At 42.1% G+C, this 23127-nt stretch carries 40 protein-coding genes and 1 pseudogene; 36 read left to right on the top strand and 5 right to left on the bottom strand.

What is annotated here, in order from left to right; genetic code table 11:
- Positions 1 to 104: 104 nt before the first annotated feature.
- Both dpsA and EPH95_RS02920 read left to right on the top strand, forming a co-directional pair.
- A complete protein-coding gene (gene dpsA, locus EPH95_RS02925) occupies positions 105 to 998 on the top strand; it encodes a dipicolinate synthase subunit DpsA (RefSeq protein ID WP_160141573.1) in 894 nt (297 codons plus the stop codon).
- A gap of 2 nt (positions 999 to 1000) precedes the next feature.
- Positions 1001 to 1594, top strand: a complete 594-nt coding sequence (locus EPH95_RS02920; protein WP_142087188.1) for a dipicolinate synthase subunit B — start codon at positions 1001 to 1003, stop codon at positions 1592 to 1594.
- A gap of 116 nt (positions 1595 to 1710) precedes the next feature.
- Here EPH95_RS02920 and EPH95_RS02915 read toward each other — a convergent pair whose 3' ends face one another.
- From EPH95_RS02915 to EPH95_RS02900, 4 genes are all read right to left on the bottom strand, one after another.
- Entirely contained in the window at positions 1711 to 2793 is a 1083-nt protein-coding gene (locus EPH95_RS02915) for a tyrosine-type recombinase/integrase (protein ID WP_227004028.1), read from the bottom strand.
- Positions 2794 to 2891: 98 nt separating this feature from the next.
- Positions 2892 to 3281: an ImmA/IrrE family metallo-endopeptidase gene (locus EPH95_RS02910; RefSeq protein WP_160141572.1), complete on the bottom strand. Its 390-nt coding sequence runs from the start codon at positions 3279 to 3281 to the stop codon at positions 2892 to 2894.
- A gap of 159 nt (positions 3282 to 3440) precedes the next feature.
- A complete protein-coding gene (locus tag EPH95_RS02905; RefSeq protein ID WP_142087183.1) occupies positions 3441 to 4109 on the bottom strand; it encodes a DUF4352 domain-containing protein in 669 nt (222 codons plus the stop codon).
- A gap of 114 nt (positions 4110 to 4223) precedes the next feature.
- Positions 4224 to 4604, bottom strand: coding sequence for a helix-turn-helix domain-containing protein (locus tag EPH95_RS02900; RefSeq protein ID WP_227004027.1), 381 nt, complete (start codon positions 4602 to 4604; stop codon positions 4224 to 4226).
- Between the two features lie 147 nt (positions 4605 to 4751).
- Between EPH95_RS02900 and EPH95_RS02895 the strand changes: the two genes are divergently transcribed.
- The 30 genes from EPH95_RS02895 (at position 4752) to EPH95_RS02775 (ending at position 17499) form a co-directional block, all read left to right on the top strand.
- Positions 4752 to 4991 (top strand): helix-turn-helix domain-containing protein, encoded by a 240-nt coding sequence (locus EPH95_RS02895; protein ID WP_142087182.1) that lies wholly within the window; start codon positions 4752 to 4754, stop codon positions 4989 to 4991.
- Between the two features lie 14 nt (positions 4992 to 5005).
- Positions 5006 to 5185, top strand: a complete 180-nt coding sequence (locus tag EPH95_RS02890; protein WP_405127413.1) for a helix-turn-helix domain-containing protein — start codon at positions 5006 to 5008, stop codon at positions 5183 to 5185.
- A 36-nt stretch (positions 5186 to 5221) separates the two neighbouring features.
- Positions 5222 to 5818, top strand: coding sequence for a helix-turn-helix domain-containing protein (locus tag EPH95_RS02885; protein ID WP_160141571.1), 597 nt, complete (start codon positions 5222 to 5224; stop codon positions 5816 to 5818).
- Between the two features lie 88 nt (positions 5819 to 5906).
- A complete protein-coding gene (locus tag EPH95_RS02880; RefSeq protein ID WP_142087178.1) occupies positions 5907 to 6113 on the top strand; it encodes a hypothetical protein in 207 nt (68 codons plus the stop codon).
- A gap of 102 nt (positions 6114 to 6215) precedes the next feature.
- Entirely contained in the window at positions 6216 to 6509 is a 294-nt protein-coding gene (locus tag EPH95_RS02875) for a hypothetical protein (protein ID WP_142087176.1), read from the top strand.
- Positions 6506 to 6991: a siphovirus Gp157 family protein gene (locus EPH95_RS02870; RefSeq protein ID WP_142087175.1), complete on the top strand. Its 486-nt coding sequence runs from the start codon at positions 6506 to 6508 to the stop codon at positions 6989 to 6991. Before EPH95_RS02875 ends, EPH95_RS02870 begins: the two co-directional genes overlap by 4 nt.
- Before the next feature lie 12 nt (positions 6992 to 7003).
- Positions 7004 to 7735 carry an ERF family protein gene (locus EPH95_RS02865; RefSeq protein WP_142087174.1) on the top strand — a complete coding sequence of 244 codons (732 nt, stop codon included), beginning with the start codon at positions 7004 to 7006 and terminating at the stop codon, positions 7733 to 7735.
- Positions 7732 to 8406, top strand: a complete 675-nt coding sequence (locus EPH95_RS02860; protein WP_142087172.1) for an NUMOD4 domain-containing protein — start codon at positions 7732 to 7734, stop codon at positions 8404 to 8406. The genes EPH95_RS02865 and EPH95_RS02860 overlap by 4 nt, the downstream gene beginning before the upstream one ends.
- On the top strand, positions 8403 to 8861 hold the full coding sequence (gene ssb / locus EPH95_RS02855; protein ID WP_142087171.1) for a single-stranded DNA-binding protein: 459 nt from the start codon (positions 8403 to 8405) through the stop codon (positions 8859 to 8861). Before EPH95_RS02860 ends, ssb begins: the two co-directional genes overlap by 4 nt.
- A 43-nt stretch (positions 8862 to 8904) precedes the next feature.
- Positions 8905 to 9426 carry an endonuclease domain-containing protein gene (locus tag EPH95_RS02850; protein WP_160141570.1) on the top strand — a complete coding sequence of 174 codons (522 nt, stop codon included), beginning with the start codon at positions 8905 to 8907 and terminating at the stop codon, positions 9424 to 9426.
- A 47-nt stretch (positions 9427 to 9473) separates the two neighbouring features.
- Positions 9474 to 10367 carry a DUF4373 domain-containing protein gene (locus tag EPH95_RS02845; protein WP_142087167.1) on the top strand — a complete coding sequence of 298 codons (894 nt, stop codon included), beginning with the start codon at positions 9474 to 9476 and terminating at the stop codon, positions 10365 to 10367.
- 3 nt (positions 10368 to 10370) lie between these two features.
- Positions 10371 to 11678, top strand: coding sequence for a replicative DNA helicase (locus tag EPH95_RS02840; protein ID WP_142087165.1), 1308 nt, complete (start codon positions 10371 to 10373; stop codon positions 11676 to 11678).
- A 244-nt stretch (positions 11679 to 11922) separates the two neighbouring features.
- Positions 11923 to 12078 (top strand): hypothetical protein, encoded by a 156-nt coding sequence (locus tag EPH95_RS18605; protein WP_160141569.1) that lies wholly within the window; start codon positions 11923 to 11925, stop codon positions 12076 to 12078.
- Positions 12079 to 12080: 2 nt separating this feature from the next.
- Positions 12081 to 12419, top strand: a complete 339-nt coding sequence (locus tag EPH95_RS02835; RefSeq protein ID WP_142087163.1) for a deoxycytidylate deaminase — start codon at positions 12081 to 12083, stop codon at positions 12417 to 12419.
- Positions 12404 to 12703 (top strand): DUF3310 domain-containing protein, encoded by a 300-nt coding sequence (locus EPH95_RS02830; protein ID WP_142087161.1) that lies wholly within the window; start codon positions 12404 to 12406, stop codon positions 12701 to 12703. Before EPH95_RS02835 ends, EPH95_RS02830 begins: the two co-directional genes overlap by 16 nt.
- Entirely contained in the window at positions 12700 to 13392 is a 693-nt protein-coding gene (locus tag EPH95_RS02825) for a sigma-70 family RNA polymerase sigma factor (RefSeq protein WP_142087159.1), read from the top strand. Before EPH95_RS02830 ends, EPH95_RS02825 begins: the two co-directional genes overlap by 4 nt.
- Positions 13392 to 13940: a dUTP diphosphatase gene (locus tag EPH95_RS02820; RefSeq protein WP_160141567.1), complete on the top strand. Its 549-nt coding sequence runs from the start codon at positions 13392 to 13394 to the stop codon at positions 13938 to 13940. Before EPH95_RS02825 ends, EPH95_RS02820 begins: the two co-directional genes overlap by 1 nt.
- A gap of 19 nt (positions 13941 to 13959) precedes the next feature.
- Entirely contained in the window at positions 13960 to 14205 is a 246-nt protein-coding gene (locus tag EPH95_RS02815) for a hypothetical protein (RefSeq protein ID WP_142087154.1), read from the top strand.
- On the top strand, positions 14202 to 14765 hold the full coding sequence (locus EPH95_RS02810; RefSeq protein WP_227004026.1) for a Holliday junction resolvase RecU: 564 nt from the start codon (positions 14202 to 14204) through the stop codon (positions 14763 to 14765). Before EPH95_RS02815 ends, EPH95_RS02810 begins: the two co-directional genes overlap by 4 nt.
- Positions 14753 to 15196 carry a hypothetical protein gene (locus EPH95_RS02805; protein WP_142087152.1) on the top strand — a complete coding sequence of 148 codons (444 nt, stop codon included), beginning with the start codon at positions 14753 to 14755 and terminating at the stop codon, positions 15194 to 15196. Before EPH95_RS02810 ends, EPH95_RS02805 begins: the two co-directional genes overlap by 13 nt.
- Positions 15193 to 15366 carry a hypothetical protein gene (locus EPH95_RS18600; RefSeq protein ID WP_160141566.1) on the top strand — a complete coding sequence of 58 codons (174 nt, stop codon included), beginning with the start codon at positions 15193 to 15195 and terminating at the stop codon, positions 15364 to 15366. The genes EPH95_RS02805 and EPH95_RS18600 overlap by 4 nt, the downstream gene beginning before the upstream one ends.
- 1 nt (position 15367) lies before the next feature.
- Positions 15368 to 15583 carry a hypothetical protein gene (locus EPH95_RS02800; RefSeq protein WP_142087150.1) on the top strand — a complete coding sequence of 72 codons (216 nt, stop codon included), beginning with the start codon at positions 15368 to 15370 and terminating at the stop codon, positions 15581 to 15583.
- On the top strand, positions 15583 to 15729 hold the full coding sequence (locus EPH95_RS18595; protein ID WP_160141565.1) for a hypothetical protein: 147 nt from the start codon (positions 15583 to 15585) through the stop codon (positions 15727 to 15729). The genes EPH95_RS02800 and EPH95_RS18595 overlap by 1 nt, the downstream gene beginning before the upstream one ends.
- The gene (locus tag EPH95_RS18590; protein ID WP_160141564.1) at positions 15726 to 15875 is read left to right on the top strand and encodes a hypothetical protein; all 150 of its coding nucleotides are present in this window, start codon (positions 15726 to 15728) and stop codon (positions 15873 to 15875) included. The genes EPH95_RS18595 and EPH95_RS18590 overlap by 4 nt, the downstream gene beginning before the upstream one ends.
- Before the next feature lie 5 nt (positions 15876 to 15880).
- Positions 15881 to 16078 (top strand): hypothetical protein, encoded by a 198-nt coding sequence (locus tag EPH95_RS02795; RefSeq protein ID WP_142087148.1) that lies wholly within the window; start codon positions 15881 to 15883, stop codon positions 16076 to 16078.
- Between the two features lie 19 nt (positions 16079 to 16097).
- Positions 16098 to 16280, top strand: a complete 183-nt coding sequence (locus EPH95_RS02790) for a DUF3954 domain-containing protein (RefSeq protein ID WP_227004025.1) — start codon at positions 16098 to 16100, stop codon at positions 16278 to 16280.
- Positions 16281 to 16289: 9 nt separating this feature from the next.
- Positions 16290 to 16475, top strand: a complete 186-nt coding sequence (locus tag EPH95_RS02785) for a hypothetical protein (RefSeq protein ID WP_142087146.1) — start codon at positions 16290 to 16292, stop codon at positions 16473 to 16475.
- Between the two features lie 84 nt (positions 16476 to 16559).
- On the top strand, positions 16560 to 16718 hold the full coding sequence (locus EPH95_RS18585; protein WP_160141563.1) for a hypothetical protein: 159 nt from the start codon (positions 16560 to 16562) through the stop codon (positions 16716 to 16718).
- A gap of 15 nt (positions 16719 to 16733) precedes the next feature.
- Positions 16734 to 17060 (top strand): hypothetical protein, encoded by a 327-nt coding sequence (locus EPH95_RS02780; protein ID WP_142087144.1) that lies wholly within the window; start codon positions 16734 to 16736, stop codon positions 17058 to 17060.
- 13 nt (positions 17061 to 17073) lie between these two features.
- Positions 17074 to 17499 carry a DUF722 domain-containing protein gene (locus EPH95_RS02775; protein WP_142087142.1) on the top strand — a complete coding sequence of 142 codons (426 nt, stop codon included), beginning with the start codon at positions 17074 to 17076 and terminating at the stop codon, positions 17497 to 17499.
- A 156-nt stretch (positions 17500 to 17655) separates the two neighbouring features.
- On the opposite strand, the gene EPH95_RS02770 is transcribed toward EPH95_RS02775, so the two are convergent.
- Positions 17656 to 18186: a CBO0543 family protein gene (locus EPH95_RS02770; protein ID WP_142087140.1), complete on the bottom strand. Its 531-nt coding sequence runs from the start codon at positions 18184 to 18186 to the stop codon at positions 17656 to 17658.
- Between the two features lie 371 nt (positions 18187 to 18557).
- On the opposite strand from EPH95_RS02770, the gene EPH95_RS02765 reads away from it, so the two are divergent.
- The 4 genes and pseudogenes from EPH95_RS02765 to EPH95_RS02750 all read left to right on the top strand — a co-directional run.
- Entirely contained in the window at positions 18558 to 18980 is a 423-nt protein-coding gene (locus EPH95_RS02765) for a helix-turn-helix domain-containing protein (protein WP_142087139.1), read from the top strand.
- A 159-nt stretch (positions 18981 to 19139) separates the two neighbouring features.
- Positions 19140 to 20720 (top strand): IS21 family transposase, encoded by a 1581-nt coding sequence (istA, locus tag EPH95_RS02760; RefSeq protein WP_142087137.1) that lies wholly within the window; start codon positions 19140 to 19142, stop codon positions 20718 to 20720.
- Entirely contained in the window at positions 20717 to 21508 is a 792-nt protein-coding gene (gene istB, locus EPH95_RS02755; protein ID WP_142087135.1) for an IS21-like element helper ATPase IstB, read from the top strand. The genes istA and istB overlap by 4 nt, the downstream gene beginning before the upstream one ends.
- Positions 21509 to 21843: 335 nt before the next feature.
- Positions 21844 to 23073: pseudogene (locus EPH95_RS02750) on the top strand (PBSX family phage terminase large subunit); the annotation flags it as partial.
- Positions 23074 to 23127 lie beyond the last annotated feature (54 nt).

The following is a 23127-nucleotide window of genomic DNA, read 5'->3' as shown; positions in this document are numbered from 1 at the left end:
ATAAAAAGCCGTCTCTCAAAATGCAGGTACCCTTGTCCAATAGACATGTTGAAACGATGAATAACCTCACAGAACTGTGCACCTGCACATATTCTATCAAGGCAATGGTCAATAAGGAGGTGGAGGTCATCGAACATGTCGCTGTCATCGGAGGAGATCGCCGTCAAGTGGAACTCGTGCATCGACTGAAAAAAAGCGTTGCACATATTTCGGTGGTTGGATTTGACCAACTTTCTTTTTTGGATGCCAATATTACCGAGCATGCGTTGTCGGAAGTTCCTTGGGAGAAATTGAGCGCGATCCTTTTCCCGGTTAGTGGGGTGGATGCGGACGGAGAGGTAGAAGCGCAATATGCACCGAAGCCGCTTATCGTTACACGCGAAATGCTTGCCAAAAAACAAAACAGCTGCTTCGTTTTCGCCGGGATCAGGACGGATTTCCTAAAAGATATGGGCGAAAACCTCGTCTGTTGGATGGAAAGGGATGATGTCGCTGTTTATAATTCCGTTCCGACAGCCGAAGGGGCATTAATGCTGGCGATGCAAAACACAACGGCCACCATTCACAACGCTTCAGTCGTTATCCTCGGTTTTGGCCGTTGTGGAAAGACACTTGCTGATCTTTTTCAATCCGTTGGAGCAAAAGTGACAGTCGTGACAGATGGGGATACGGAAAAGGCAAGAGCCCACCAGGCAGGCCATGGCGTCCTAAGCCTGCGCACCATGCAAACGGAACTTGCTGGCGCCGATATTTGCATTAACACCATTCCGGCTTCCGTCCTCACAAAAGATACATTACCCCATGTAAAGAAAAATTGTTATATCCTCGACATCGCGAGCCGCCCCGGAGGTGTTGATATGGAAGCCGCCGGTCAACTCGGATTAAAAGCGCAGGAAGCACCGGGTTTACCGGGAAAAGTAGCTCCTGAAACGGCCGGGGATATCCTCGCCATTGTGACATTGGCGATTTTGAATTCTGAAAATAAGAAAGGAAGATAACCATGATGCTCGTCGGTAAACGGGTCGGTTTTGGATTGACTGGATCCCATTGCACGTTGGAAGAAGTAATTCCGATGATTAACGGACTTAAAGATGAAGGGGCGGAAGTAATCCCATTCGTAAGCTTCACGATACAGACGACGGAGACAAAATTCGGCACACCGAATCATTGGCTGGATGCGATCGAAAAGGCAGCCGGCCATGAAGCGGTGGATTCCATTCCAAAAGCAGAACCCTATGGTCCAAAAACGCCTTTGGACGCTATGTTAATCGCGCCTATGACAGGAAGTTCCATGAGCAAATTTGCTAATGCTCAAAATGATTCTCCCGTTCTCATGGCCGCAAAAGCAACCTTGCGAAACAGTTCTCCGATCGTATTAGCCATCTCCACAAACGATGCGCTCGGGTTAAATGCCACTAATTTGGCAAAATTGCTGCAAATGCACCATGTGTACTTCGTTCCGCTTGGCCAGGATAACCCGTATAAAAAACCAACCTCTCTCGTGGCGAGAATGGAAGATATACCGCAAACCATTGAAGCAGCGATACGTGGTGAGCAATATCAGCCGTTGTTCATTGAAAAATTCAACGACTGATATTACAGTATTTACAAGAGCTGTTATTCCCGAATTGGGGCAGAATTGGGGCAGAATTTTTCAAATCCCCTTCATTTTAGAACTTACGTTCTCGTGTAATGAAGAAAGGCAAGGGATTATTCCCCTGCCTTTTTTTGATCGAAAAACTCGCTGAAATGGTCGGCGGCTAAACGGTCAACATCAACGATATTATGTCCATATACATCCATCGTCGTCGATATATTCGAGTGCCTTGCACGTTCACTTATAGACTTCATTGGAACATTTTTGCCGATAAGGAATGTAATGGATAAGTGGCGCAAATCATGAAAGCGGATTTTTTTAAGGTTGTGTCGTTTGATAAACCTAAGCCACCAATTACTTATGCTCTCAGGGCGAAAAGGTTCGCCGTACTCATTAGCGAGCAGAAAAATTTTGTCATCATAAGCCCACTTATTCCCCATTTTTATCTTGTCTTTCCTTTTTTCGTGTAATAGTTTTTCAATCATTGTTGTTAGTTCTTGCGGTATGGCTGTTGTACCCTCTATATTGTTCTTAATGGATTTAACGCCAAAACCCCCGCCAACGATTTGATGCAACGATTGCTCAAAACGGATGGCATTTTCATCGCTTAGTATGTGTTTATCTTCAAGCGCGGCGATTTCCGAAGAACGCGCCGAGGTGACAAAGGCTATCCAAAATATAACTTGCTTTTCGTAGGGTTCGTGTTTAATGGCTTCGATCATTTCCCAGACCATTTCAAGCGAATAATCTAGCTTAATCTTACGACCTGCAGTTGAAGGGAGGGAAACGCCAGAAGCAGGATTATCTTTTATTAAACCGAATTTTTGAGCGCAGATAAACAAACTGCTTAACCCTTGGTGAATGTTTTGTATTGTATAAGGGGAAATCCCTCCTTCTTTTCCATCTAAACGCTTTCCGTCTTTTTTTAAATCGTCGATAAAATTAACAACGTGAATCGTTTTTATATCTGATAGTTTCATACGCCCAAACGTAGGTAAAACACGATCTTCAATAATGCTTATATATAAGTGAAGGGATTTATGAGAATATTTCTCAGGTGCATATTTCGTTAGCCATTCACGTTCGTAGAGGTCACGTAACATCATTTTTTCAGGTCTTACGTATTGATCGGTTAAAATCTCAGCTTCAAACTTCGCCAGTTCGTTCCTGGCTTCCGTTATATTTTTCGCTTGCACCGTCCGACGTTCACGAATAGCTTTTCCTTTTTCCGTATATCCGATGACAACGGACAAACGAAATTTTCCTTTTCCGCGTTTTTCTATGCTTCCCATTCCTAACAACTCCTTTCTAAAGTATATAGGAACTTTTTGGATAGGTATTGTTTCAAGCGTTTTAAAGCAAAGTCAAACGTGACATGAAATAGATTTGCTACGTACATAGAAGCAGTTTTGAGTGTTTGAGGAAGTTCCAGATTTTCTAACATAAAAGTAGGTATACCGAAATGATACGAGAAGTGATTTGCTTTCTTTTCTTGATAGTATAAAAACCTTTCGTCCATTCTTTTTTGATTCCCTTTATTTAACAGAACGTGCGATAACTCATGACTGAACAACTCCCAGATGTGAGGGTGATTTTTTGGAACGATAATTATATTCCCTGTATTAAAACTAACCGTTTCACTAGGTTCAATAAAAACACCTAGATAATTTGCAATGGATTTCATGTCTAATTGTTCTGGTCTGTATATAGACATTACTCCGTATAATGATGTTATATAATCTTCAAGATGTGTGTAAGTAAGCAACAAATACCCTTCCTAACAAACGTATGTTCCTATAATAGTTGTAAAGATAAGCCTTGCAAAAAACAAGGCTATTGTTATTTATCGCAAGTCAACGATTGCTTCTTCACCGCCGAAAATGCCAACGTCTATTTTTAACTGTAAATCTTCATCTTCTGCAACATCGTCGGCTACATCAAAAGCGACCGTTGAATTAATCTCAGAACCAGGGTTCACCTGTTCACCGATGAATGTATCGCCTGTGTCTGTTCCTTCTTGATTTGCTCGCATGATCGCGCCTGTATCCGAATCGTAGGTCGAATCATCAAGCACTAACTGAAAATCACTGGAACTCATTCGAACAGATTCACTATCATTGTTTGTGTAGGTGACATCCAACAAGACGAATGTTCCACTTGCTTCATGTGGTACGTGTTCGCTTCCTATGTCCGTCGCTGTATCAATGTCATGGACAACAAAGTGATGGTCGTCGATTTCAATTTCATCATCTAGGGAATATGTTTGCTGTTCTTCCTCATCGCCATTTTCTTCTTCTGTAGCTTCTTCCTCAGTTGCTTCCTCATCTTCCGTGGCTTCCGTGTCTGCTTCCTCGCTCGCTTCTTCTGCTTCTGCTTCTTCATCGCTTGCTACTTCTTCATCATCCGCATCCCCAAAAACCCCGATAACGACAACGCCGATAATGACGTAAAACCACCAACGTTTGTAAATAGGTTTTTTTACCTTTTGTTCACTTTTGATTTCTTCACTCATAAGTTTTTATGCCCCCTACGAAATAATCACTTGTACATCCTAATATATACAATATTTATTTGGCAAGGAATTCATATTTATATAGTAATTAACTTTATTTACTCAAAATTTCCTTCAATCCTTGTATCCTTTATCCCCATATTTAAACTTTATATATTTAAACATTTCAAAGGCTTCTTCAAGTTCTTCGTCGGTCATGTTTTGGAGGTCTCTAAACATTAGGTCAATACGCGGGTCGTTAAATTCTTTTTTTATTTCTTCGCTTCTTCCTTGCGGGTCGTCAGACAGACATAATAAGTAATCGGTTGTTACATTAAAGTAATTGGATAACTTCTGTATCGTTTCAACGTCTGGTTCGACTCGGTTATTTTCATAATGTGTATATCTTGACCGTTGAAGCCCAACACCGCGAGCGATTGCATCTTGCGTTCGATTCCCGCGTAAAAGCCTTAATCTATCACCTAGCGTTTTCTTTTGTTCCACCGTTAAAATCACCTCAAATCACCCCCTAGTATACACGAATAACGGTAAAATATTTATCGTTTGTTATTTTTTTTAACAAAAAACTGTTGACGTTAAGTAATGTAACCTTTATATTATAAATATAGCGTTAAAAAAGTTAACAGAAATGAGGTGAAAAAAATGAAACGTGAAAAACTTATCACCCTCAGAAAAGAAAAGGGATTAACACAAGCGAAACTTGCTGAAAATCTTGGTATATCAACCATTTACGTAAGAAAGATTGAACATGGTTACGTTTCAGCAGGTCGAAAAACAATGCTCAAATACGAAAACTTTTTCGACAAAGACATGAAAGAACTTTTTCCCGATCTTTTTTTTGAAGATAATGTTACAAAATTTAACTTAACGGAATCAAACTGAAAGGAGAAACAATAATGAACGAAACAATGAACGTAAAAGAAGTTGCTGACTATCTCCACGTACACACTGACACGATTTACTCAATGGTTAGAAAAAAGGAATTACCTCATTTCCGCGTCCGTTCAAGAATATTTTTCGAGAAAAACACCATTGACCGTTGGATTATGAATCAATCAACGATGAATGCTGTCTAATTATATTCTAATGGAATAAAAACGCTAAACAAAGAGGTGAGAAAGGTGAACTCATACTATTCCAGAAAGAACCTAGGAAGTTGGCTCAAACATTTCCGTCTAAATAGCCAAAATCCTAGTATTTCGTCACAAACGACGTTGGCAAGAAAGCTGTTTTTAGAGCAAAAACAAGTATCAAAAATCGAACTTGGAGAAGTGGAACCGCGCCTTGAAACGGCGGCTGAGTGGTGCAAATTAACAGGTTGGCGAGAGGGTTGGGATATTGTCGCTAACATTTACGGCTTGCATCCGTTCGCTGTACCGCCTGTTCATCCTGAGTTATCCGAACGCTTGCCAGAATCAATCATGAATGCTCGGCAACAGCTAACAACGGCGCTTGATTCATTGGATGAGATTGAAAGAGCCATAACCAAACGGCGACCAAATAAAAACATCGACATCGACGATATCAAAAATAACTTTATGGATTTATACGATTTAAAACCCGCAATAAAAAGCATGATGTATGCGGCTGAAAGAGACATTGAACTGAACATTGATGAGGTTAAGGATGAGTGGACTGCAAAAAGCGTAGCAAATGAAGTTGTATTGCCTAATATGGCGCAAATGGAAAAGGAGAAGGCAGAAGCATGAAAGATAAAACATTACTGATTTTATTTTACGGTTCAGTTCTAACGTGTTTGACATTAGGGAGCGTTTTTGATGGCAGAGGTGGATTGTAATGATACCCGATCACCCAGTGATACGAGAAATGGAAAACAAAGGTTATGTCGGAGAAGAACCAACCATCATTGGCGAGTGTGAGTATTGCGAATGGGAAATAACCGATAAATTTGAAGCCTATGAATCAAGCGAAGGGATGCTTATATGTGGGGATATACATTGTCTTGTCAATCATGCAATGAACGATTTAAAGGAAATAAATTAAACCCCATGTGCGGTAACACATGAGGTTGAAGGCAAAAAACTTATTAGTATTTCCATTGTAACGCATATCAGGAAGCGGCGCAATGGAACAGGGGGTAAACCCATGAACAAATTACACGCAATGAGAGAATACGGAAACCTAGCTTCTGAAGCATTTGAACACTTGGACAAACTCGGAGTTATTAACATATCCAAGAATATAAACGGTGAAATTGAAATTCATACGAACGCGCAATCGTTCGCGAAGTTGGATGTTGTTTATGAAATGAAAGCTATGAAACACCAAAAAGGATTTTACCGTGTAACCGCACGTTTTCACTCTTTCTTATTAATCGCGATTCTTAACGAAAAAGAGAAACAGAAACTGTTCCCCGAAATGGAGGGAGTAACCCAATGAGTAGCCTGTACGAACTTACGGATAACTACAAACTGATTCAACGATTGATCGAAGAAGGCGCGGATGCGGAAAAGTTCACGGATACCTTGCAGGCGATTGAAGATTCTATCGACGGAAAAGCAGAAGGTTACTTCTACGTTATTAAAAACATCGAATCTGATATAAACGCGATGAAAGCAGAAGAAAAGCGCCTTGCAGATCGAAGGAAAGCGGCAGAAAACAAAGTGAAGCGCATGAAGGAAGATTTAACGGAAAGCATGATCGAAACAGGCAAACGGAAAGTGAAAACGCCAGTATTTACCGCAAACGTCCAAAACAATCCACCGAGCGTTCGCGTTATTGACGAGGGGCTTATACCGAAAGCGTTCTTCATTGAACAAGAACCGAAAATTGATCGAAAAGGTTTGCTGAACTCATTGAAAGAGGGCGACGAAACAGAAGGTGCGGAGATCATACAGACCGAATCAGTCAGATTTAAATAGGAGGTTGCAAAGATGGATGAACAAGCGAATAACACAAATCTATTTAAGAAGATCGTCGAAGTCAGAAAGGAAATAGATTATTTCCAGAAAGACAGCAAAGGATATAAGTACAGCTACGTTAGCGGTTCGCAGGTGCTTTCAAAAATCAAAGGAAAAATGGACGAGGTTGGTCTAATCCTTATGCCGCAAATGGATAATATCACCGATGAGAAGGAAGGGAAAAATTACATTGTTCGCGGAAACATCACTTATACGTGGATAGATGCCGAGAGTGGCGAAAGCATCAGTATTCCCTGGAAGCTGTACGGCGCACAAGATGATATATCCAAAGCATTCGGTTCAGGGCTTACGTACAGTGAACGTTATTTTCTTTTGAAGTTTTTCGGTGTTCCTACCGACGACGATGACCCCGACACAACACAAGGAAATAAGCCACAGCAGGCAAACAGAGCGCAACAAATACCACAACAAGGACAACAGAAAAGAACGTCGCAGAATCAAGCACAGAAGCAGACAGAGCAACCGAAACTGGCTAGCATGAAGCAAAAGGACGACATTACAAAAGCGGCGAAAGCCTTATCAACAATGCGGAATGCACCGATGGACAAAATCTTTTCTTCTCTAGGCATTAGCATCTTAGAGCAAGTAACAGAAAAAGAAGCGACGGAAGCACTACGAAAGCTAGAAAAATGGTACGCGCAAGCTAAAAATGAACAAGAACAAGCAGGGGGTCAAGCCGTATGAAAGAAACCATATGGCGGGATATAGACGGATATGAAAAATATTATCAAGTCAGCAATACAGGTGAAGTGAGGTCAAAAGACAGGGAAGTTTATAACGGTCGTGGTTTTAGGTTTAGTAAAGGAAGGATCTTAAATAAATCAAAAACGACAACAGGTTATTTGAAGGTGGATTTGAGAGTTAACGGAAGGAGAAAAAGCGTAAAGGTTCATAGGCTTGTGGCTAAAGCCTTCATTGAAAACCCTGGCAACAAACCTAATGTAAACCATATTGATGGAAACCCTATTAATAACAATGCCGATAATCTTGAATGGTGTACCCAGAAAGAGAACATGTCACACGCTCATGAAACTGGTTTGGTGAATAGTAACGTTAGTAAGTACGCAAATGAAATCATCAATGAATACAAAAGTGATTCTGATACAAACATTCGTACCCTTTCCAAAAAATATAAATGCGCCCATGTCTCTATAAGGAAACTATTATCAAAAAATAACATTGAGATTAAAGGGATTTCGGAAATAAAGGACACCTACGAAATTAACAAAAAAGAACTTTCCTCGCTGTTTGAAACTGATATGAAAAACAAAGATATAGCAAATCACTTCAATACAAACAGGAGATTGATTGCAGTATACAGACACAAACACAAGAGAGGGGAACTTATCAAATGAGTTTGAACAATGTCACCTTGATTGGAAGATTAACTAGAGATTGGGAATTGCGATATACGCCGAGTGGGTACGGTGTGGCGAATGGCGGAATTGCCGTCAATCGCCCCTTTAAAAATCAGCATGGCGAAAATGAAGCGGATTTCTTCAATGTCACCGTTTGGCGAAAGCAAGCAGAAAACGCGGCTAGCTATACAGGAAAAGGAAGCCTTGTAGCGATAGATGGGCGATTGCAAAGCCGTCGATATGAAAACAAGCATGGGCAAAACGTAACAGCGATTGAGGTAGTAGCGGAAAGCGTTCAGTTCCTAGAGCCAAAATCACAACAGCGCCAAAGTAACAACGAAGCAGGCGCAAACGATGCAGGCGCAAACGATGCAGGCACAAACGATGCAACACAAGCGCTGTATGGCGACGGTCAACAAGTCGAGATCAATGATGAGGACCTACCTTTCTGATGAAGGGGTCCCCCTCTCTTATTCCCGAAAAAGGAGAATTGCGATGAACTTGTTAAAAGAATATATCCGCGAAAAATATTCGTCGAACGAGGAAATACAAGAAAAGTTGTTGGAAACGTTGAGCGTTTATTTCAATCAGGTAGATAACATTTTACAAAAAACAGAAAGCCCTATTGAAAAAACAATGGCAATCGAACTTTTAAATCTCATTAAGTCAGATTCAGAACTAGGGGAAATAGGATTCGTCGATTTAGAACCGCAAAAGACAATCAAACTAAACAACAGAAACAAGTATTATGTAGCCGATTTTCTTATTACGTGGAAGCCAACTGTTTCAGTGAATGGAGTGGAAAGAAAATTGATCGTGGAGTGCGATGGTCACGATTTCCATGAAAAAACGAAAGAACAGGTTAAAAAAGGCAAGTTAAGAGATCGAAAGTTGTTTTTAGAAGGGTACACCGTATTTCATTTTACAGGTTCAGAGATATACGAAGATGTATCAGGTTGCGCGATAGAAGTTTTAGAAATGATTCGTTCTTGGCATCTTTCTTGGGTTCATGGATGAAAAAGCATCGAAATCACTTCGAATAAGACGGAAAGGAGGGAAAAGCGATGGCTAGACCGACAAAGCAAGGGCTTGATTATTTCGCGTTAGACGTAAAGTTAGATGATGAATCCGAATTAATTGAAGCGACACACGGACCGAAAGGGTTTGCCGTTCTTATAAAAATGTTCATGCGCATTTATTCACAAGGTTATTACGTTGATTGGAATGAAAAAGAACAACTGCTATTTAGCAAAAAAGTGAATGTTCCAGTCGAAGAAACGAGGGCGATTGTAGACGACTGCATCAAATGGGAGATATTCGATAAGTCAATCTATGACAAATACAACGTCCTTACTTCGAGAAGAATACAAGATCATTTTGTGCATTCAGTATATAAAAGAACCCAGGTTACTATGCAAAGCGAATACACCCTTATAACCGTTCCCGACAGAATTAACTTAGTTTCTGACATCAGAAACTCAGATGCAGTAGAGAAACAGACATCAGAAAGTACACATAGTATAGGAGAGTATAGTAAAGAAAATAACGTGCAAATTGACACTGATTATTTCAATGAGTTTTGGAGCAACTACCCCAAAAAGAGAAACAAGCAAGAAGCGAAGAAAAAGTTCCTCGCTCGCATCAATCACAAAAAGAGCGATGAACGAGCAACCGCCGATGAAATGATAAGAGGTGCGAAGTATTACAACGATCATATAAAGAGGGAAGGAACGGAAGATCGTTTTATACAGCATCCTAAAACATTTCTGAACCAAAGAACGTTCGATGATTACCAAGAACCTATGAAAGGCAATGTTCTTCAATTTGAAAAGCCTGCAAAGGTAGGCGAGGACCCTAATCTTAATTACATTACCAAAGAAGAAATAGAAGCTGAACTGGAACTTGATAGAAAAAACGAAGAACGAAGGCAGAGAGAGCAAGAACAAGCAGGAGGATAAGCCATGCGGCACCAACACATTTACGACGAACAATTCCAGAATGAGGGCATCTTACTCGCTACCCTCATGGAAGAACCCGACTTTTTAGAAGAATGCCTTGTTACGGTCGATCATTTCATCGACCAACGGCATAAATCTATTTTTCAGACCATGCAGTCGTTAGCCGCAAAGGATACACGCCCCACTTACCACACGCTTATACAGCAAGATCAACAAACGCTTACGAATATGGGCGGCTTCGCTCATCTTACACAAGTACGCGAAGCGTTCCTTACAAAAGAGAACTTTAAGTATCAACAAGAAGTCATTCTTAAATTCTTCGCAGTGGAGAAGGCTAGGAGATTCACACAGTCTTTTCTGGAAGATTCACAGGGTAACAGTCGCATCGAAGATATAACGGCTCTTATAAGTGATTTACAGCCTTATGAAACGGCTACGATGAAACCGCCTGTTTCATTTAGCGAGAAAGTAAAGCAACGAATGATCGAACATGAACAAAGCCCAGAAACAGGAATTTCGGGCGTGGATACAGGTTTTTTGAACTTGAATTTAACGCTGAACGGATGGCAACCGTCGAAATTGCATATTGTCGCGGCGCGTCCGTCCGTAGGGAAAACAGCATTCGTGCTTAACTCAGCCCTTAAAGCGCAGAAAAAAGGCGTTTTCACGACGTTCTTTTCGTTGGAAACGTCGGCGGGCGACATTATCGACCGCATCCTATCGGCATCGACGAAATTAAGGCTTGGAGAAGTTAAGCAAGTGAACAAATATCTTACAGGGGATGCGGAAAAATACCAGAAATACGCCGACGGCGTTGCATACTTGCAATCTATGAAAATGGACGTTCGCGACGATGTTTTCGATGTCGCAGAAATGAAAGCGGCGGTTCGCGAGAACATCCGACGATACCCAGACATGGACCATGTTGTTTATGTGGATTACCTCACGTTGATTAATCCAACGGAACGGAACAGCAACCGTCGTGATCTTGAAGTCGATAGCGTGACAAACGGACTTAAAGACATCGCGAAAACGTTCAAAATACCCGTCGTATGCTTATCGCAGTTAAGCCGCGCCGTTGAAGGCAGGCAGGACAAGCGCCCGACAATGGCAGACCTTAGAGACAGTGGCGGCATCGAACAAATTGCCGACTTAATCGCATTCCTTTACCGCGATGACTACCAGGAACAAGGCGAATCAAACACAAGCGAAATCGAATTTATCATCCGTAAAAACAGGGATGGCATGACAAAAAGCCTTCCTTTCCGATTCAACAAATCAACGCAAGAATACAGTGATAACTATGCATGACAACCCGACACTCGCAGAACTTTATCAGCAATTTGCATCCAATAACATCATATATCTATGTGAAGTTGTAGAAATGATTGTCGAAGAAAAACAGGCGCTTTCCTGGAGCGACGATTCAAACAAACTAAATTTCTACTTACAACCAAGATACAGGAAATCACTTCATCGACACTTAGAAGCATTCAGAGAAAAGAAGAAGCTAAACCATCGAATCACCCTACCAACATGAAAAGGCGGTTATAACATGCGATTCAAGATCAAACGACAAACCCTTCAAGAAATCTATTATGCGATATTGGACAATGAAAAACGTGGCTATGAGCAAATGGGCAATATCCTCGAAAAGAAAGATGATAACGGACAATCTTACTACGTTGTCATAATGCGGGCGGCAGAATAACCATGCGAACGGATTACTGCCAAAAATTGAAGGTGAAAGCCGTTATTTATCGCGGCAATCGGATTGTAGGGGCGGGAACAAACCGCCCAATAAACCCTTGTGACGGTGTTCAATGCCATCATGACGGACATTGCATAAATACCGTCCACGCAGAAGCGGCGGCGCTCATGGAAGCAGGAGAAAAGGCACAAGGCGCATACATGCGCGTGACACATGAACCCTGTCACCAATGCAGAAAGATGATTATAGCGGCAGGCATTAAAAGAGTTTACTTCGAGCATAAGAAGCACGACTCACTAAACGAATTATATAAAGGTGATGTTGAATGGTTGACCTCTTAAAGTTCGCGTACAACAAAGGCATCGAAGATGTTATTGAAAAGCTAGAAAACGACATGGAAAACGAAGAAAAACAAGGGCAGGACAGCCCCGATCATTACAACAACGATACAAAATGCCTTGAAGCCATCGACGAAGCAACAAAAGATTTAAGCGGCGAAAAAGCATTCGCTACAGCAAGCGCCATCAAATACTTATGGCGATGGGATAAAAAGAACGGCATCGAGGATTTAGATAAGGCGATGTGGTACATTACGCGGCTCATTGAAAAGGAGAAAGGAACATGACAATAAAAGAACTTGACGGAAAGCATTTAACGATAGATGAAGCCTTGGAGCAATACGAAAAACTTATCCACAAGACAGCCCAAAGATTGAAAGGTATCGGCTACAAACAAGGGCTTGAACTTGAAGATATTACACAGGTAGTGCGCTTAACCTTCCTTAAAATCTTTGAAAAGCACAATCCAGAGAAACTCACGTTTGTTACGTATGCCTACCACCATCTATATATTATGTCCATGCGAGAGATCAAAAAATACAATAGCGGCGCATATGTGCCTGTTTACATCAAGGATTTAGAACACGCGATCAAGCGCGATGGATTAGAAGGTGCAACCATCGCAGAAGCGCAAAAGCATTACCCCGACTTCTCAAAGAAAGAAATAGGATTCGCTTACAGCTACTTGCAAGACAAGAAACTATTAACCTTTTCAGATTATCAGGGCGAAGGCGAGGGCGACAAAGGTTACTTCGATAAAAGCGTCGGAAAAGACGGCGATTATACAGCAATTTTCGTGCGAGATTTCATGAGCCGATTAGATAAAACCGACTTGGACATTGTGCGCTCGCGGTTAAAAGACGAACGCACAGAAGATGTAGCGCAAAGGTTAGGGGTTTACGCGCAATCAGTGAACAGGCGTATTCGGAGGATAAGAAGGAAATGGAACGACTACAAAGAAGGGGCGGAGATTTAATGGACTTACAAAAATTACTGGAAACGCAAAGAGAACTAGACGAAAGCATTATCGAAAAACATAACTTGCAAGGCATGGACAGGCTTCCATTTTTATTTCAAGCATTGATTGTCGAATTAGGAGAAGTACAAAACGATTGGCGCGGCTTCAAGTTTTGGAGCAACGACCCAAACCCGCGCGAAGGATTGCTTGAAGAATATGTCGATGTAACCCATTTTTTCTTGTCCATAGCGATTCATCAAGGGTGGGAAAAAGCGCTATTCCTATACGAAGAACAAGTCGACGGAGCAATTGAAGAAGTGGAAGCAAAAGAAGATGTATCAGAAACGTTCATCGAGTTAAATAACATGATTACAGAATCCTACATGAAAAGAGAATCCGAAGAAAAGATCATCAGTTATACACTGCCAGAATACTTTTTTCGAATGGCTTGGGGCGTGTTTTTGGCGATTGGGAAAGAAGCGTTTGGATTCACGTTAGAACAAGTAGAAGAAGCGTACTTCGAGAAAAATCAGGTGAATCACGAACGGCAAGCCAACGGCTATTAAGCAAAGGAGACATAACACCATGAAATACTTCGAGTTTAACGAACCCTTCTTCGCTCTTATACGTGCAGAGGACACAGAGCGCGCGTCTACCATCTTTGAAAATATGTCAGGGGGCAAACATCATCCCGACAAAGAAAGGACGCGCAACGAAGCGCTGAACATGTTCTTGAACGTGGAAATTGGTACGCGAAGCGATTTAATAAATGCCTTTAATGACAGTCAAGATAAAAGCGCGATACTGCTTGTGGATGGTGGCATCTTATGAAGCAGGAACGAATGACAACGAAAGAATACCGAAAGCAAACCAACTACGCAAATCGCGGCATGAACTTCGAAAAACGCATACAGCAAGCGAATAAAGATTACGACGCAAAAGGTGTCGCCGTTATCGACAAATTGCCAACACCTGTACGTGTTCTAGGCTCAGAAAAGGGCATGATTAAAGGGTTTTATGAAAGCAAATCGACGGTAGACTTCTCAGGAACGTTCGAAGGAAGATCAATCACGTTTGAAGCAAAGAGCGTCACTGGCAAAAGCTTTCCGCTTAAAAATATATCCGATCATCAAATCAAACACTTGCAAAAAGTGAGCGACCATGGCGCAATCGCGTTCCTTTTATTGGAGTTTCGTGATATGGGGGAAGTTTTCATCGTGCCCCTTGATATATTAAAAGATTACTTCGACAAGGCGGCAAACGGCGGCAGGAAAAGCATCCCATATAACTCCATGGAGTTACATGCCTACGAAGTTAAAAAAGGCGCACAAGTGCCACTAGACTATTTAGAAACAGCACGAAAAATGGAGGAGGTTAAATGGGATGGATAATATTATTATGGGTCGCGGCAATCGCGATTATCGGGGCGTGTATTTTTGGTTTCGTGAACTGGAAAAACAAAGGACAAACAGTAGGTGAACGTTTTCGAAACGGCAACAAGAAAACAGCGAAAAATTACGTTCTTTTGGGTGTAGCAGCGGTTGTGCTTATCGGCGGCATTGTCGCTACAATTCCGCTAACAAATACAGAGAGTTTTCAACGAACGTTAAGTTCCATTCAAAGCGAATTTGACGGCGGAATCGAACGCGAAATCACCGTTTATTCCGAAGGCGGCGAAGAAATTTTCAGCACCGAAGGAAGTTTTGACATTGAACACAGCAATGATCGTTTGCGATGGGTGGATGAACAAGGGAACGTTCAAATTGTTTATTTAGGAAGAAGCGCGACGGCGGTTGTCAGTGAGAAAGGGGAAGAAGAATGAGCGTAAACGAAGCAATCAAACACGTTAAAAAAAGAAAATCGTCCGTTGTCAGTGTGGAATTTAATAGGGATGTTGATTTCGTTGTTCTTCCTGCCACGGAAACAGAAACCCCGATAACGAATGAAACGTACAGGGTAACATTCGAGATTAGCAGAAAGGATTTGACATAAGATGAGCGATTTTAACGGCATGACACAAATTGAATTGGAAATGATTGAAGAAGAATTGAATAAAGTAGCGCCCGCCTTGCTTGAAATTGCACCTACATTCGCGTCATTGGCTTCAAGCTATTACAGGGAATACCGAAACAGTACATTTCCGAGTAACAACGACCGTATGAATATGGCGGTAAAAAGCGCGGCGGCTACGTTAGGGCTTGGGAAGTAATGAGCGCAAGCAGAAAGAATAAATTTGTCTTTTATGACGGTGACGGCAATTATATCGGGAAAGGCGAAGATTTATTCGCTGAAAAAGAAGAATTAATAAGAGATAAACCCAACAAAAAACACACAAAAGAGGATGAGAACGAATGATAAAAAATAAACGAAACCCACAAATCAACTGGCAAAAGAACATCATTAAAGAGGAAGCGCGCGACGAGGGCATGACAATCACAGATAAAGACGCTTTTCAGACGGTTGGGAAACTATCGACACAACATCGAATACTGAAAGGGTAGATACCATGAAAAACATGCAAAACATGACATTAAGAGAATTAGTCGCATTCGTCACGTTCATGACTGGAAAATCCGAGGACGAAGCAATGAAAATGACGATGATTGACATACAAGAAACAGCCGAGCAGGTCAAGCATTCCATGAAACAAAGCCAATCCAGCAATTTACGAAGCATGGAAGGATTCAAAAACCGACGAAACTAAAAAACCGTTGGGGGATTACATGAAAACGAATGTAGAGAGCATGAAAGCGGAAATAGATTGTTCCGAGGATAGTCTATACGTAGTCAAGAATGGAAAGGTTACGAAAGTAAACAAGCCGCAAAGTGGGTACGGACAGCAAAATATTGTGTGGCTTGGCGGCAAAGTTGATCGAGTAGAAAGTACGGAAAGCCAAAAAATATAGGGGGATATAATGAGCGAAGAAAAGATAAATTTTAGGCAGATTGATGTAAATGAAGCTATGCAATTAGTGCTAAACAAGGAAACACATAAACTTTACTTCATGAACAGAGTCACGTTAGTAGACAGCAGGGAATACAGGTTTGAATTGGAAGATTTACGCCATAAAAAATGGTTTAAAAAAGAGGTTGTCAATTAAATAAACGCCTTAACCAAAAAGCGGAGGGGCATCATTCCACAAAAACAGTGGGGTGGTGTCTCTTTTTATGTCAGGAGGATTTACATGGTTATCGCATTTCAAATTGTGCTGTTATTCATCATCATGTCTTCTTTTGCGTACTTGGCATCAGACAAAACGGAAGATAAAGCGAAGTACAAAGAGTTCTTAACCGTTTTCATCACTTCAATTGTGACATTCATCGTGGCTACTGTATGGATGTGAAAGAGGTTTGCTGTCATGGAATTTCAATCAATCACGAAAGAAATGTATACGACGAGCCAACGGATAGACAAGGCTTCCAAAGAAGTTTTTAAGTTAGCAAAGGAACGCGCAGAAGCTGAAAGATCATACAGGATAGCCCTTCATCAAGAAATTATTCACTTGCGAAATGAGGGAATGCCTGCAAGTTTGATCAACGATGTCGCACGCGGGCGTTGTGCAGACTTGAAATTTGAACGAGATTCAGCCTTGGAAATGCACCGTTCGGCGCTTGCCGCATTGGAAAGCATACAGGTGCAAGGGTCGCTTTTGCAGACCATTTCGAGAAATCAAGAGTATATGTAAGGGGATTTTTCTAATGATCGGGGAGAAGTTGAAGCCTGCAACATTTAAGCATATTGAAGCCGAATTATACGCTTACCGTGAAACAAAGAAGGAAATCATGCAATTGCGCGAACAGATCATTTCGGGCGGGGATAATGACGAGAATATAGGACAAGGGGAAAACTCATACCGTTACCCAAACAGACCAACGGAAGTCATTGCCACACGTTTAACGACGGATAAGCGTTTGCGAAATCTTGAAGAGATCGTACAGGCGATAGATCGTTCGTATGAGCAATCTTCCGATGAGCATAGGGCGATTGTCCATTCAAGGTACTGGAATCGAAACAAAAAGACATGGGAAGGCGTGGCGCTCGAAAATCACATGCACCGAAATACGGCGCAAAAGTACCGAACGGAATTTGTGCAGTTAGTGGCTCAAAAAATCGGGTGGCGCTAATCATATGTATCTTTAAAATAAAGTTTAATCAAAAATACCTCACAAGTCCTCATACCGTAAACAGGATGAATCCATTTAGAAAAAAGATTGATCATTTTCTGATGTGATTTTCAACAAAGCGCCTTGATTCTGGCGTAAAAGGACTTAATTATCTTACTATCTATTCTGTTTATCGCTTACTTTTCTTACAAACCCTACGAGTGCTCTTGTTGTTAAAGACTTAAAGGTCATGAATACTAAAGAATAGTACCATTTCCAACCTTTATGCCATTTGAGTAAATTGGTTCTCTTTACTATCAACCATTCGCATAAAGTAAGTGGTAATAATAAAAAAAGTAATTTATATAAGATTATCTTTGGCTTATCTTTATCCGTCCATTGATTGAAGAAAACAGTAAATGTAGGGTATACAAAAAAATCAAATAACAAACTTGTGTTAAATAATTTCGGGAAATGACGTACTGGGTATTCAAGTATTTTGTATGAAGCTAGAACATTATCTATAATCCCATTGGTTATTCCATTAAATAAATAAGCAATTACCCAATCTTTTATTGACTTTTTCTTTCTTAACAACAAAATGGGTAAACTGATTGCTGTAATAATCAGCGTGCCTCTTAAAACAAATTTATCGACCTTATTCCCTTTCATGGAAACACCTTTCCTTTTCTCCATAGCATGTTCCATGAAAAAAGAATTATCCACTTTTATGCCATATAATGGCTTGATTGTTGCATAGTGTCTTCCGTTAAAACACCCTTTGGAATCATCAAATCCAAACGGATAAACCTTCGCAACGTTTTTATAAACGTCGTGACTTTATTTTAAAACCACATCATGTGCAAACCGTGTGCAAATAGCCCGCAAAAATCAGATATTATGTAAGTGTGGACATAATAGGTGGTTCATCCCTTTCTTTCGGTCAGTTTCGTTCATAATTTGGTTTTTCTCCATTGTGTTCTTTCTCAATGTATTACCTCCATTATTTTTTGCGCCCATATCGGGCGCTTTTTTTATGGCTTACATAACGTCCATTGGACGGAAAGGGGGTGCTTCAAATGGCAAAAGGAAAATATCATAAATGGCTAACGTATGAAGGATTAGTTTTGCTTGAAGGTTGGGCGCGTGATGGTCTTACCGACGAGCAAATCGCTAGGAATATGGGGATAACGACAAGCACTTATTACGAGTGGATGAAAAAACATGTTGACATTTCGGATGCCATTAAAAAGGGCAAAGAGGTTGCCGATTACGAGGTCGAAAACGCCATGCACAAGGCGGCGAGAGGCTACTACCAGGAAGAAGAATCCGTCACCAACAAAGGTGATGTTGTAACGGTTAAAAAGTGGCATCCCCCTAATCCGACAATGGCTATTTTCTGGCTGAAAAACAGAAAGGCTTCAACGTGGCGCGACAAGCAAGATCATACGGTCGAGGACGTAACGCCGCGATTTATTGAGGATGTGCCACAAGATGACTAAAACGCAAGATATGTCTATCAAAGATTTCATAGGCGAAGGGTATAACGCTTTCTGGCATGTATTTGATAACTTAAAAATAGGCCACCATGTTCATTGAAAATCCGGCCAGTACGATCGAAAATCTCACTTGTGTCATACATACAAGTGGGGGCAGGAGAGATGATCACCATGAGCCAAAAGTACCAAACATTAATGAAGTATATGCACGAGGGGGAATCGATACGAAAAATTGCCCGAGATATAGGGACCCACCGGGAAACAGTTAGTAAATACGTCAAGGAATACGAACAGAAGCGTAACCAACTCATGGAAGGAGGCGAAGATGTCGATGTCGAGGCGCTGATCGAAGCCTTAACAGAGAAGCCGACGTACACCACCGGTTCTCGCCCTAAACGTAAACTCACACCGGAGATTGAACAACGAATCCTTACTTTCCTTGAGGAAAATCGGGATAAGCGCCAAAAGGGGCAGAAGAAACAACAAAAAACAGTCATGGACATGTATGAGGTTTTAGAAGATGAAGAGCTGGACATTAGTTACAGTACGGTCCGTCGGTTGGTTCGACAGTTGGAACACAGAGCCAAGGAGGCATTTATTAAAGAAACGTACATGCCCGGAGATGTTTGTGAATTTGATTGGGGGGAGGTAAAAATAACGGTGGACGGACGACTACAGCCGTTCCAAATGGCCGTCTTCACATCGGCGTATGGGAATTATCGGTGGGCGTGTCTGTTCCCCAAGCAAACGACGGAGTGCTTCCAAGAAGCACACGCGCGTTTCTTTGCCCATGTCGGCGGCGTTCATACCACACTCACCTATGACAACATGCGCGTCGCTGTTAGAGGTCTGGCCGGGGAAAAAGGGCCCACAGAAGGCCTGATGCAACTGATGGTGTATTACGGGTTTCAACACCGGTTCTGTAATATCCGCCGCGGCAATGAAAAGGGCCATGTGGAACGCAGCGTGGACGTCGTTCGGCGCAAGGCATTCGCCATCAAAGACACCTTTGAGAGTTTAGAAGAAGCGAACCACTTTCTCGAGGGGGTATGTTCGGAAAAACTCAATCAGAAATCTATGAGCCAATACGAAGGTCAAACGCCCACACAGCGCCTTGAGCAAGAACGTGAGCACCTTTTAGAAGCACCGCCGAAATGGGATGCGGCTCGTGTGAAGTACGCTCGCGTGGATAAATACGCGACCGTGGTGATTGAGCAAAACCGTTATTCGGTGCCTGATCATTTGGTCGGTGAAATGATCATGGTGAAAGTGTACGCGGAGCGTATCCGTTGCTTTTACAACGAGGCGTGTATCGCGAATCATGAACGGCTCAGTGGCCACCATCGGTGGAATCTTCAACTCTCCCACGTCTTGGAGACCTTACGAAAAAAGCCCGGTGCATTGGGGGGAAGCTTAGCCCTGCACCAGGCGGATCAAAAAATCAAAGCTATTTACGAGACCCATTATACAGGAAGGGAGCGGGATTTCATAGCGCTTTGTCACTACTTGCGGGACGAGGGCGATTTCGACACCGTCTTAGCCGCCATCGACCAACTGGAGGCGATGCATCCAAAACACGTGACCACCGATAAAATCAAAGCGATATGTGCCAGAAACAACGAACAGCCGATCACGCCGCCGTCGTCTCAGGATACGGAAGCTATTGCCGAACAGGCCAGAAACCAGATGAGTGATTATGATCAGTTATTTCAAATGACAGCCACAAAGGAGGGGATTCATTGACCATTAAAACCCAAGAAGAATGGCACGCGGATGTTCAATCATACGCGAAAGAATTAAAGCTACCCATGATTCGCAGACATGTGGCTGAGCACGCGTCAGAAGCCAGTATGCAAGACATCAGCTACGAAGCCTTTCTAGCTCAACTCCTACAAAAAGAACAAGATGCCCGGCGGGAATCGGCCCGATATAACCGCATCCGCCGGGCTGAATTCAATCAGAAAAAATACTTGGAGGATCTTTCGGTTCAAGACTTGCCCGAAGATGCCCAGAAAAAGCTCAATACCTTGAAAAGCCTGGATTTTATCCGCGAAGGACGGAATGCCATTTTTGCCGGGAATGCCGGAACGGGAAAGTCGCACATGGCGATCGGCTTGGGAATGAAAGCTTGTTTGGAAGGGTTTAAAGTATGGTTTACGACGGTGCCGATTCTTGTCAACCAAATCAAGGAAACACGGGCGGAGAAAACCCTTCGAAATTTTCAAAGCCGATTCGAGAAATATGATCTGGTGATCGCCGATGAGATGGGTTATATCTCCTTTGATAAAGAAGGCGCAGAACAACTCTTCACTCATCTCTCCCTCCGGGCAGGGCGCAAATCGACGATTATCACGACGAATCTCTCTTTTGAACGTTGGGGGGAAATCTTTCAGGATGAGGTCATGACCGCGGCGATGATTGATCGCCTCACGCATCAAGCGCATATTGTCAATATGAATGGGAGCTCTTATCGCATGAAAGAGACCAAAGAGTGGCTGGGCACCCAGGATGCGGACGACGTTCAGCAGTAATCCCGGTCGACGAAGACGAAGGAGGAATGGCATCTAAAGAAAGCTAAAAGCGATGATAACCATTCGAGGCTCGTAACGATCCTCGCTATGGCAAACGGGTAGCGTAAAGGGTTTTGATTCACTGTTCTTTGACAACTGAATACAGACGTAGGATAAAAACATTCAAAGGCATGCGATTCTAACGGCTGGCTGCAAACAGGTCTTTTGACCTACCAACAAGCTGATCAACACAGAAGATTTTGCTTCATTTTTTCGGCTAAAAAAATTGTGAAAGAGTTCACGATTGGACGGAAATTCAATGAACATTTGGCCGGATTTTGAGTTGACAATTACACTGGCACAACAAGCAGTTTTATCGCGCGGTTAAAGGATCGCGTGGCTCGAAGAAATCAAAGAATACAGCCCTTAATTTTATCTATCGAATCATGAAATATCCGTGGGCAAATTTGCTTGTCATTCGCAGGTATTCCAACACGAACAAGCAAAGCACGTTCACTGATTTGAAGTGGGCGGCTAACCGCATGGGCGTTTCTAATTTATTCAGCTTCAATGAGTCGCTACCCGAAATAACGTACAAACCAACAGGACAAAAAATCCTATTTCGTGGATTGGATGATGAACTGAAAATCACATCTATCACCGTCGAAGTAGGTTTATTAACATGGTTGTGGATAGAGGAAGCCTACCAGTTAGAAAGCCCTGACAAATTGCGTACTGTTGTGGAATCCATTCGCGGCAGTTATGACAGCCCTGATTTTTTCAAGCAAATCACGCTTACCTTTAACCCTTGGAGCGAACGGCACTTTTTAAAGCCTATGTTTTTCGATGAAGAAACCAGAGAGAATGACACATTCGCCATTACGACAACGTTCCGTGTGAACGAATGGCTTGATGATGTGGACAGGGCGCGTTATGAGGATTTGTACAGGACAAATCCCAGACGCGCTCGAATTGTTTGTGATGGCGAGTGGGGCGTTGCAGAGGGGCTTGTATTTGAGAATTTCGAGGTTAAAGATTTCGACATCGAAGAAAAGATTAAGGAAATCCAAGAAACAACACAGGGAATGGATTTCGGCTTCACAAACGACCCGACAACGATTGTAGCAAGCGCCGTCGATTTGGAGAATAAGGAAATATGGATTTATGACGAACATTACGAAGTGGGAATGCTCACTGACGATATATACAACATGGTTCAATCAAAAGGGTTCATGAAGGCTTCCATTACAGCCGACAACTCAGACCCCCGAACGATAGAAGAATTACGCAGAAAAGGCGTTAGAAGGATTCACAAAGCCGTAAAGAAGCCAGACAGCATCAGACACGGCATTCAGTTCCTTCAAGGCTTCAAAATATATATTCATCCGTCTTGTGTACGGACGGCAGAAGAATTTAATACGTACATTTTCGATCAAGACAAAGAGGGCAACTGGCTTAATCAGCCCATAGACGAAAACAATCACATTATCGACGCTCTTAGGTACAGCATGGAGCGATACCACTTAGACAAAAGCAAGGCAAATGTAAAAGAAACCATCGGCGCGATCAAAAACCTAGGATTGTAAAAAGAGGTGTTTATATGCCGCCAGAATCTCATGAAGATGAGTCAACAAAAGAAG

It is taken from the genome of Salicibibacter halophilus, from assembly GCF_006740705.1.
Lineage (GTDB): Bacteria > Bacillota > Bacilli > Bacillales > Marinococcaceae > Salicibibacter > Salicibibacter halophilus.
This window is presented reverse-complemented; position numbering and strand designations above follow the sequence as displayed.

Excerpts from the sequence above, each read along its gene's own strand:
- EPH95_RS02895 (WP_142087182.1), top strand. The coding sequence starts at position 4,752 with ATGAAACGTGAAAAACTTATCACCCTCAGAAAAGAAAAGGGATTAACA.
- EPH95_RS02905 (WP_142087183.1), bottom strand. The coding sequence starts at position 4,109 with ATGAGTGAAGAAATCAAAAGTGAACAAAAGGTAAAAAAACCTATTTAC.
- EPH95_RS02820 (WP_160141567.1), top strand. The coding sequence starts at position 13,392 with ATGGACTTACAAAAATTACTGGAAACGCAAAGAGAACTAGACGAAAGC.
- EPH95_RS02830 (WP_142087161.1), top strand. The coding sequence starts at position 12,404 with ATGGTTGACCTCTTAAAGTTCGCGTACAACAAAGGCATCGAAGATGTT.
- EPH95_RS02810 (WP_227004026.1), top strand. The coding sequence starts at position 14,202 with ATGAAGCAGGAACGAATGACAACGAAAGAATACCGAAAGCAAACCAAC.
- EPH95_RS02880 (WP_142087178.1), top strand. The coding sequence starts at position 5,907 with ATGATACCCGATCACCCAGTGATACGAGAAATGGAAAACAAAGGTTAT.
- EPH95_RS02790 (WP_227004025.1), top strand. The coding sequence starts at position 16,098 with ATGAAAACGAATGTAGAGAGCATGAAAGCGGAAATAGATTGTTCCGAG.
- ssb (WP_142087171.1), top strand. The coding sequence starts at position 8,403 with ATGAGTTTGAACAATGTCACCTTGATTGGAAGATTAACTAGAGATTGG.
- EPH95_RS02890 (WP_405127413.1), top strand. The coding sequence starts at position 5,006 with ATGAACGAAACAATGAACGTAAAAGAAGTTGCTGACTATCTCCACGTA.
- EPH95_RS02870 (WP_142087175.1), top strand. The coding sequence starts at position 6,506 with ATGAGTAGCCTGTACGAACTTACGGATAACTACAAACTGATTCAACGA.
- EPH95_RS02845 (WP_142087167.1), top strand. The coding sequence starts at position 9,474 with ATGGCTAGACCGACAAAGCAAGGGCTTGATTATTTCGCGTTAGACGTA.
- EPH95_RS18585 (WP_160141563.1), top strand. The coding sequence starts at position 16,560 with ATGGTTATCGCATTTCAAATTGTGCTGTTATTCATCATCATGTCTTCT.
- istA (WP_142087137.1), top strand. The coding sequence starts at position 19,140 with ATGATCACCATGAGCCAAAAGTACCAAACATTAATGAAGTATATGCAC.
- EPH95_RS18595 (WP_160141565.1), top strand. The coding sequence starts at position 15,583 with ATGAGCGCAAGCAGAAAGAATAAATTTGTCTTTTATGACGGTGACGGC.
- EPH95_RS02865 (WP_142087174.1), top strand. The coding sequence starts at position 7,004 with ATGGATGAACAAGCGAATAACACAAATCTATTTAAGAAGATCGTCGAA.
- EPH95_RS02850 (WP_160141570.1), top strand. The coding sequence starts at position 8,905 with ATGAACTTGTTAAAAGAATATATCCGCGAAAAATATTCGTCGAACGAG.
- EPH95_RS02765 (WP_142087139.1), top strand. The coding sequence starts at position 18,558 with ATGGCAAAAGGAAAATATCATAAATGGCTAACGTATGAAGGATTAGTT.
- EPH95_RS02815 (WP_142087154.1), top strand. The coding sequence starts at position 13,960 with ATGAAATACTTCGAGTTTAACGAACCCTTCTTCGCTCTTATACGTGCA.
- EPH95_RS02785 (WP_142087146.1), top strand. The coding sequence starts at position 16,290 with ATGAGCGAAGAAAAGATAAATTTTAGGCAGATTGATGTAAATGAAGCT.
- EPH95_RS02795 (WP_142087148.1), top strand. The coding sequence starts at position 15,881 with ATGAAAAACATGCAAAACATGACATTAAGAGAATTAGTCGCATTCGTC.
- EPH95_RS02805 (WP_142087152.1), top strand. The coding sequence starts at position 14,753 with ATGGGATGGATAATATTATTATGGGTCGCGGCAATCGCGATTATCGGG.
- EPH95_RS02840 (WP_142087165.1), top strand. The coding sequence starts at position 10,371 with ATGCGGCACCAACACATTTACGACGAACAATTCCAGAATGAGGGCATC.
- EPH95_RS02770 (WP_142087140.1), bottom strand. The coding sequence starts at position 18,186 with ATGGAACATGCTATGGAGAAAAGGAAAGGTGTTTCCATGAAAGGGAAT.
- EPH95_RS18600 (WP_160141566.1), top strand. The coding sequence starts at position 15,193 with ATGAGCGTAAACGAAGCAATCAAACACGTTAAAAAAAGAAAATCGTCC.
- EPH95_RS02920 (WP_142087188.1), top strand. The coding sequence starts at position 1,001 with ATGATGCTCGTCGGTAAACGGGTCGGTTTTGGATTGACTGGATCCCAT.
- EPH95_RS02835 (WP_142087163.1), top strand. The coding sequence starts at position 12,081 with ATGCGAACGGATTACTGCCAAAAATTGAAGGTGAAAGCCGTTATTTAT.
- dpsA (WP_160141573.1), top strand. The coding sequence starts at position 105 with ATGGTCAATAAGGAGGTGGAGGTCATCGAACATGTCGCTGTCATCGGA.
- EPH95_RS02860 (WP_142087172.1), top strand. The coding sequence starts at position 7,732 with ATGAAAGAAACCATATGGCGGGATATAGACGGATATGAAAAATATTAT.
- EPH95_RS02875 (WP_142087176.1), top strand. The coding sequence starts at position 6,216 with ATGAACAAATTACACGCAATGAGAGAATACGGAAACCTAGCTTCTGAA.
- EPH95_RS02775 (WP_142087142.1), top strand. The coding sequence starts at position 17,074 with ATGATCGGGGAGAAGTTGAAGCCTGCAACATTTAAGCATATTGAAGCC.
- EPH95_RS02825 (WP_142087159.1), top strand. The coding sequence starts at position 12,700 with ATGACAATAAAAGAACTTGACGGAAAGCATTTAACGATAGATGAAGCC.
- EPH95_RS18590 (WP_160141564.1), top strand. The coding sequence starts at position 15,726 with ATGATAAAAAATAAACGAAACCCACAAATCAACTGGCAAAAGAACATC.
- EPH95_RS02800 (WP_142087150.1), top strand. The coding sequence starts at position 15,368 with ATGAGCGATTTTAACGGCATGACACAAATTGAATTGGAAATGATTGAA.
- EPH95_RS18605 (WP_160141569.1), top strand. The coding sequence starts at position 11,923 with ATGCGATTCAAGATCAAACGACAAACCCTTCAAGAAATCTATTATGCG.
- EPH95_RS02910 (WP_160141572.1), bottom strand. The coding sequence starts at position 3,281 with ATGAAATCCATTGCAAATTATCTAGGTGTTTTTATTGAACCTAGTGAA.
- EPH95_RS02780 (WP_142087144.1), top strand. The coding sequence starts at position 16,734 with ATGGAATTTCAATCAATCACGAAAGAAATGTATACGACGAGCCAACGG.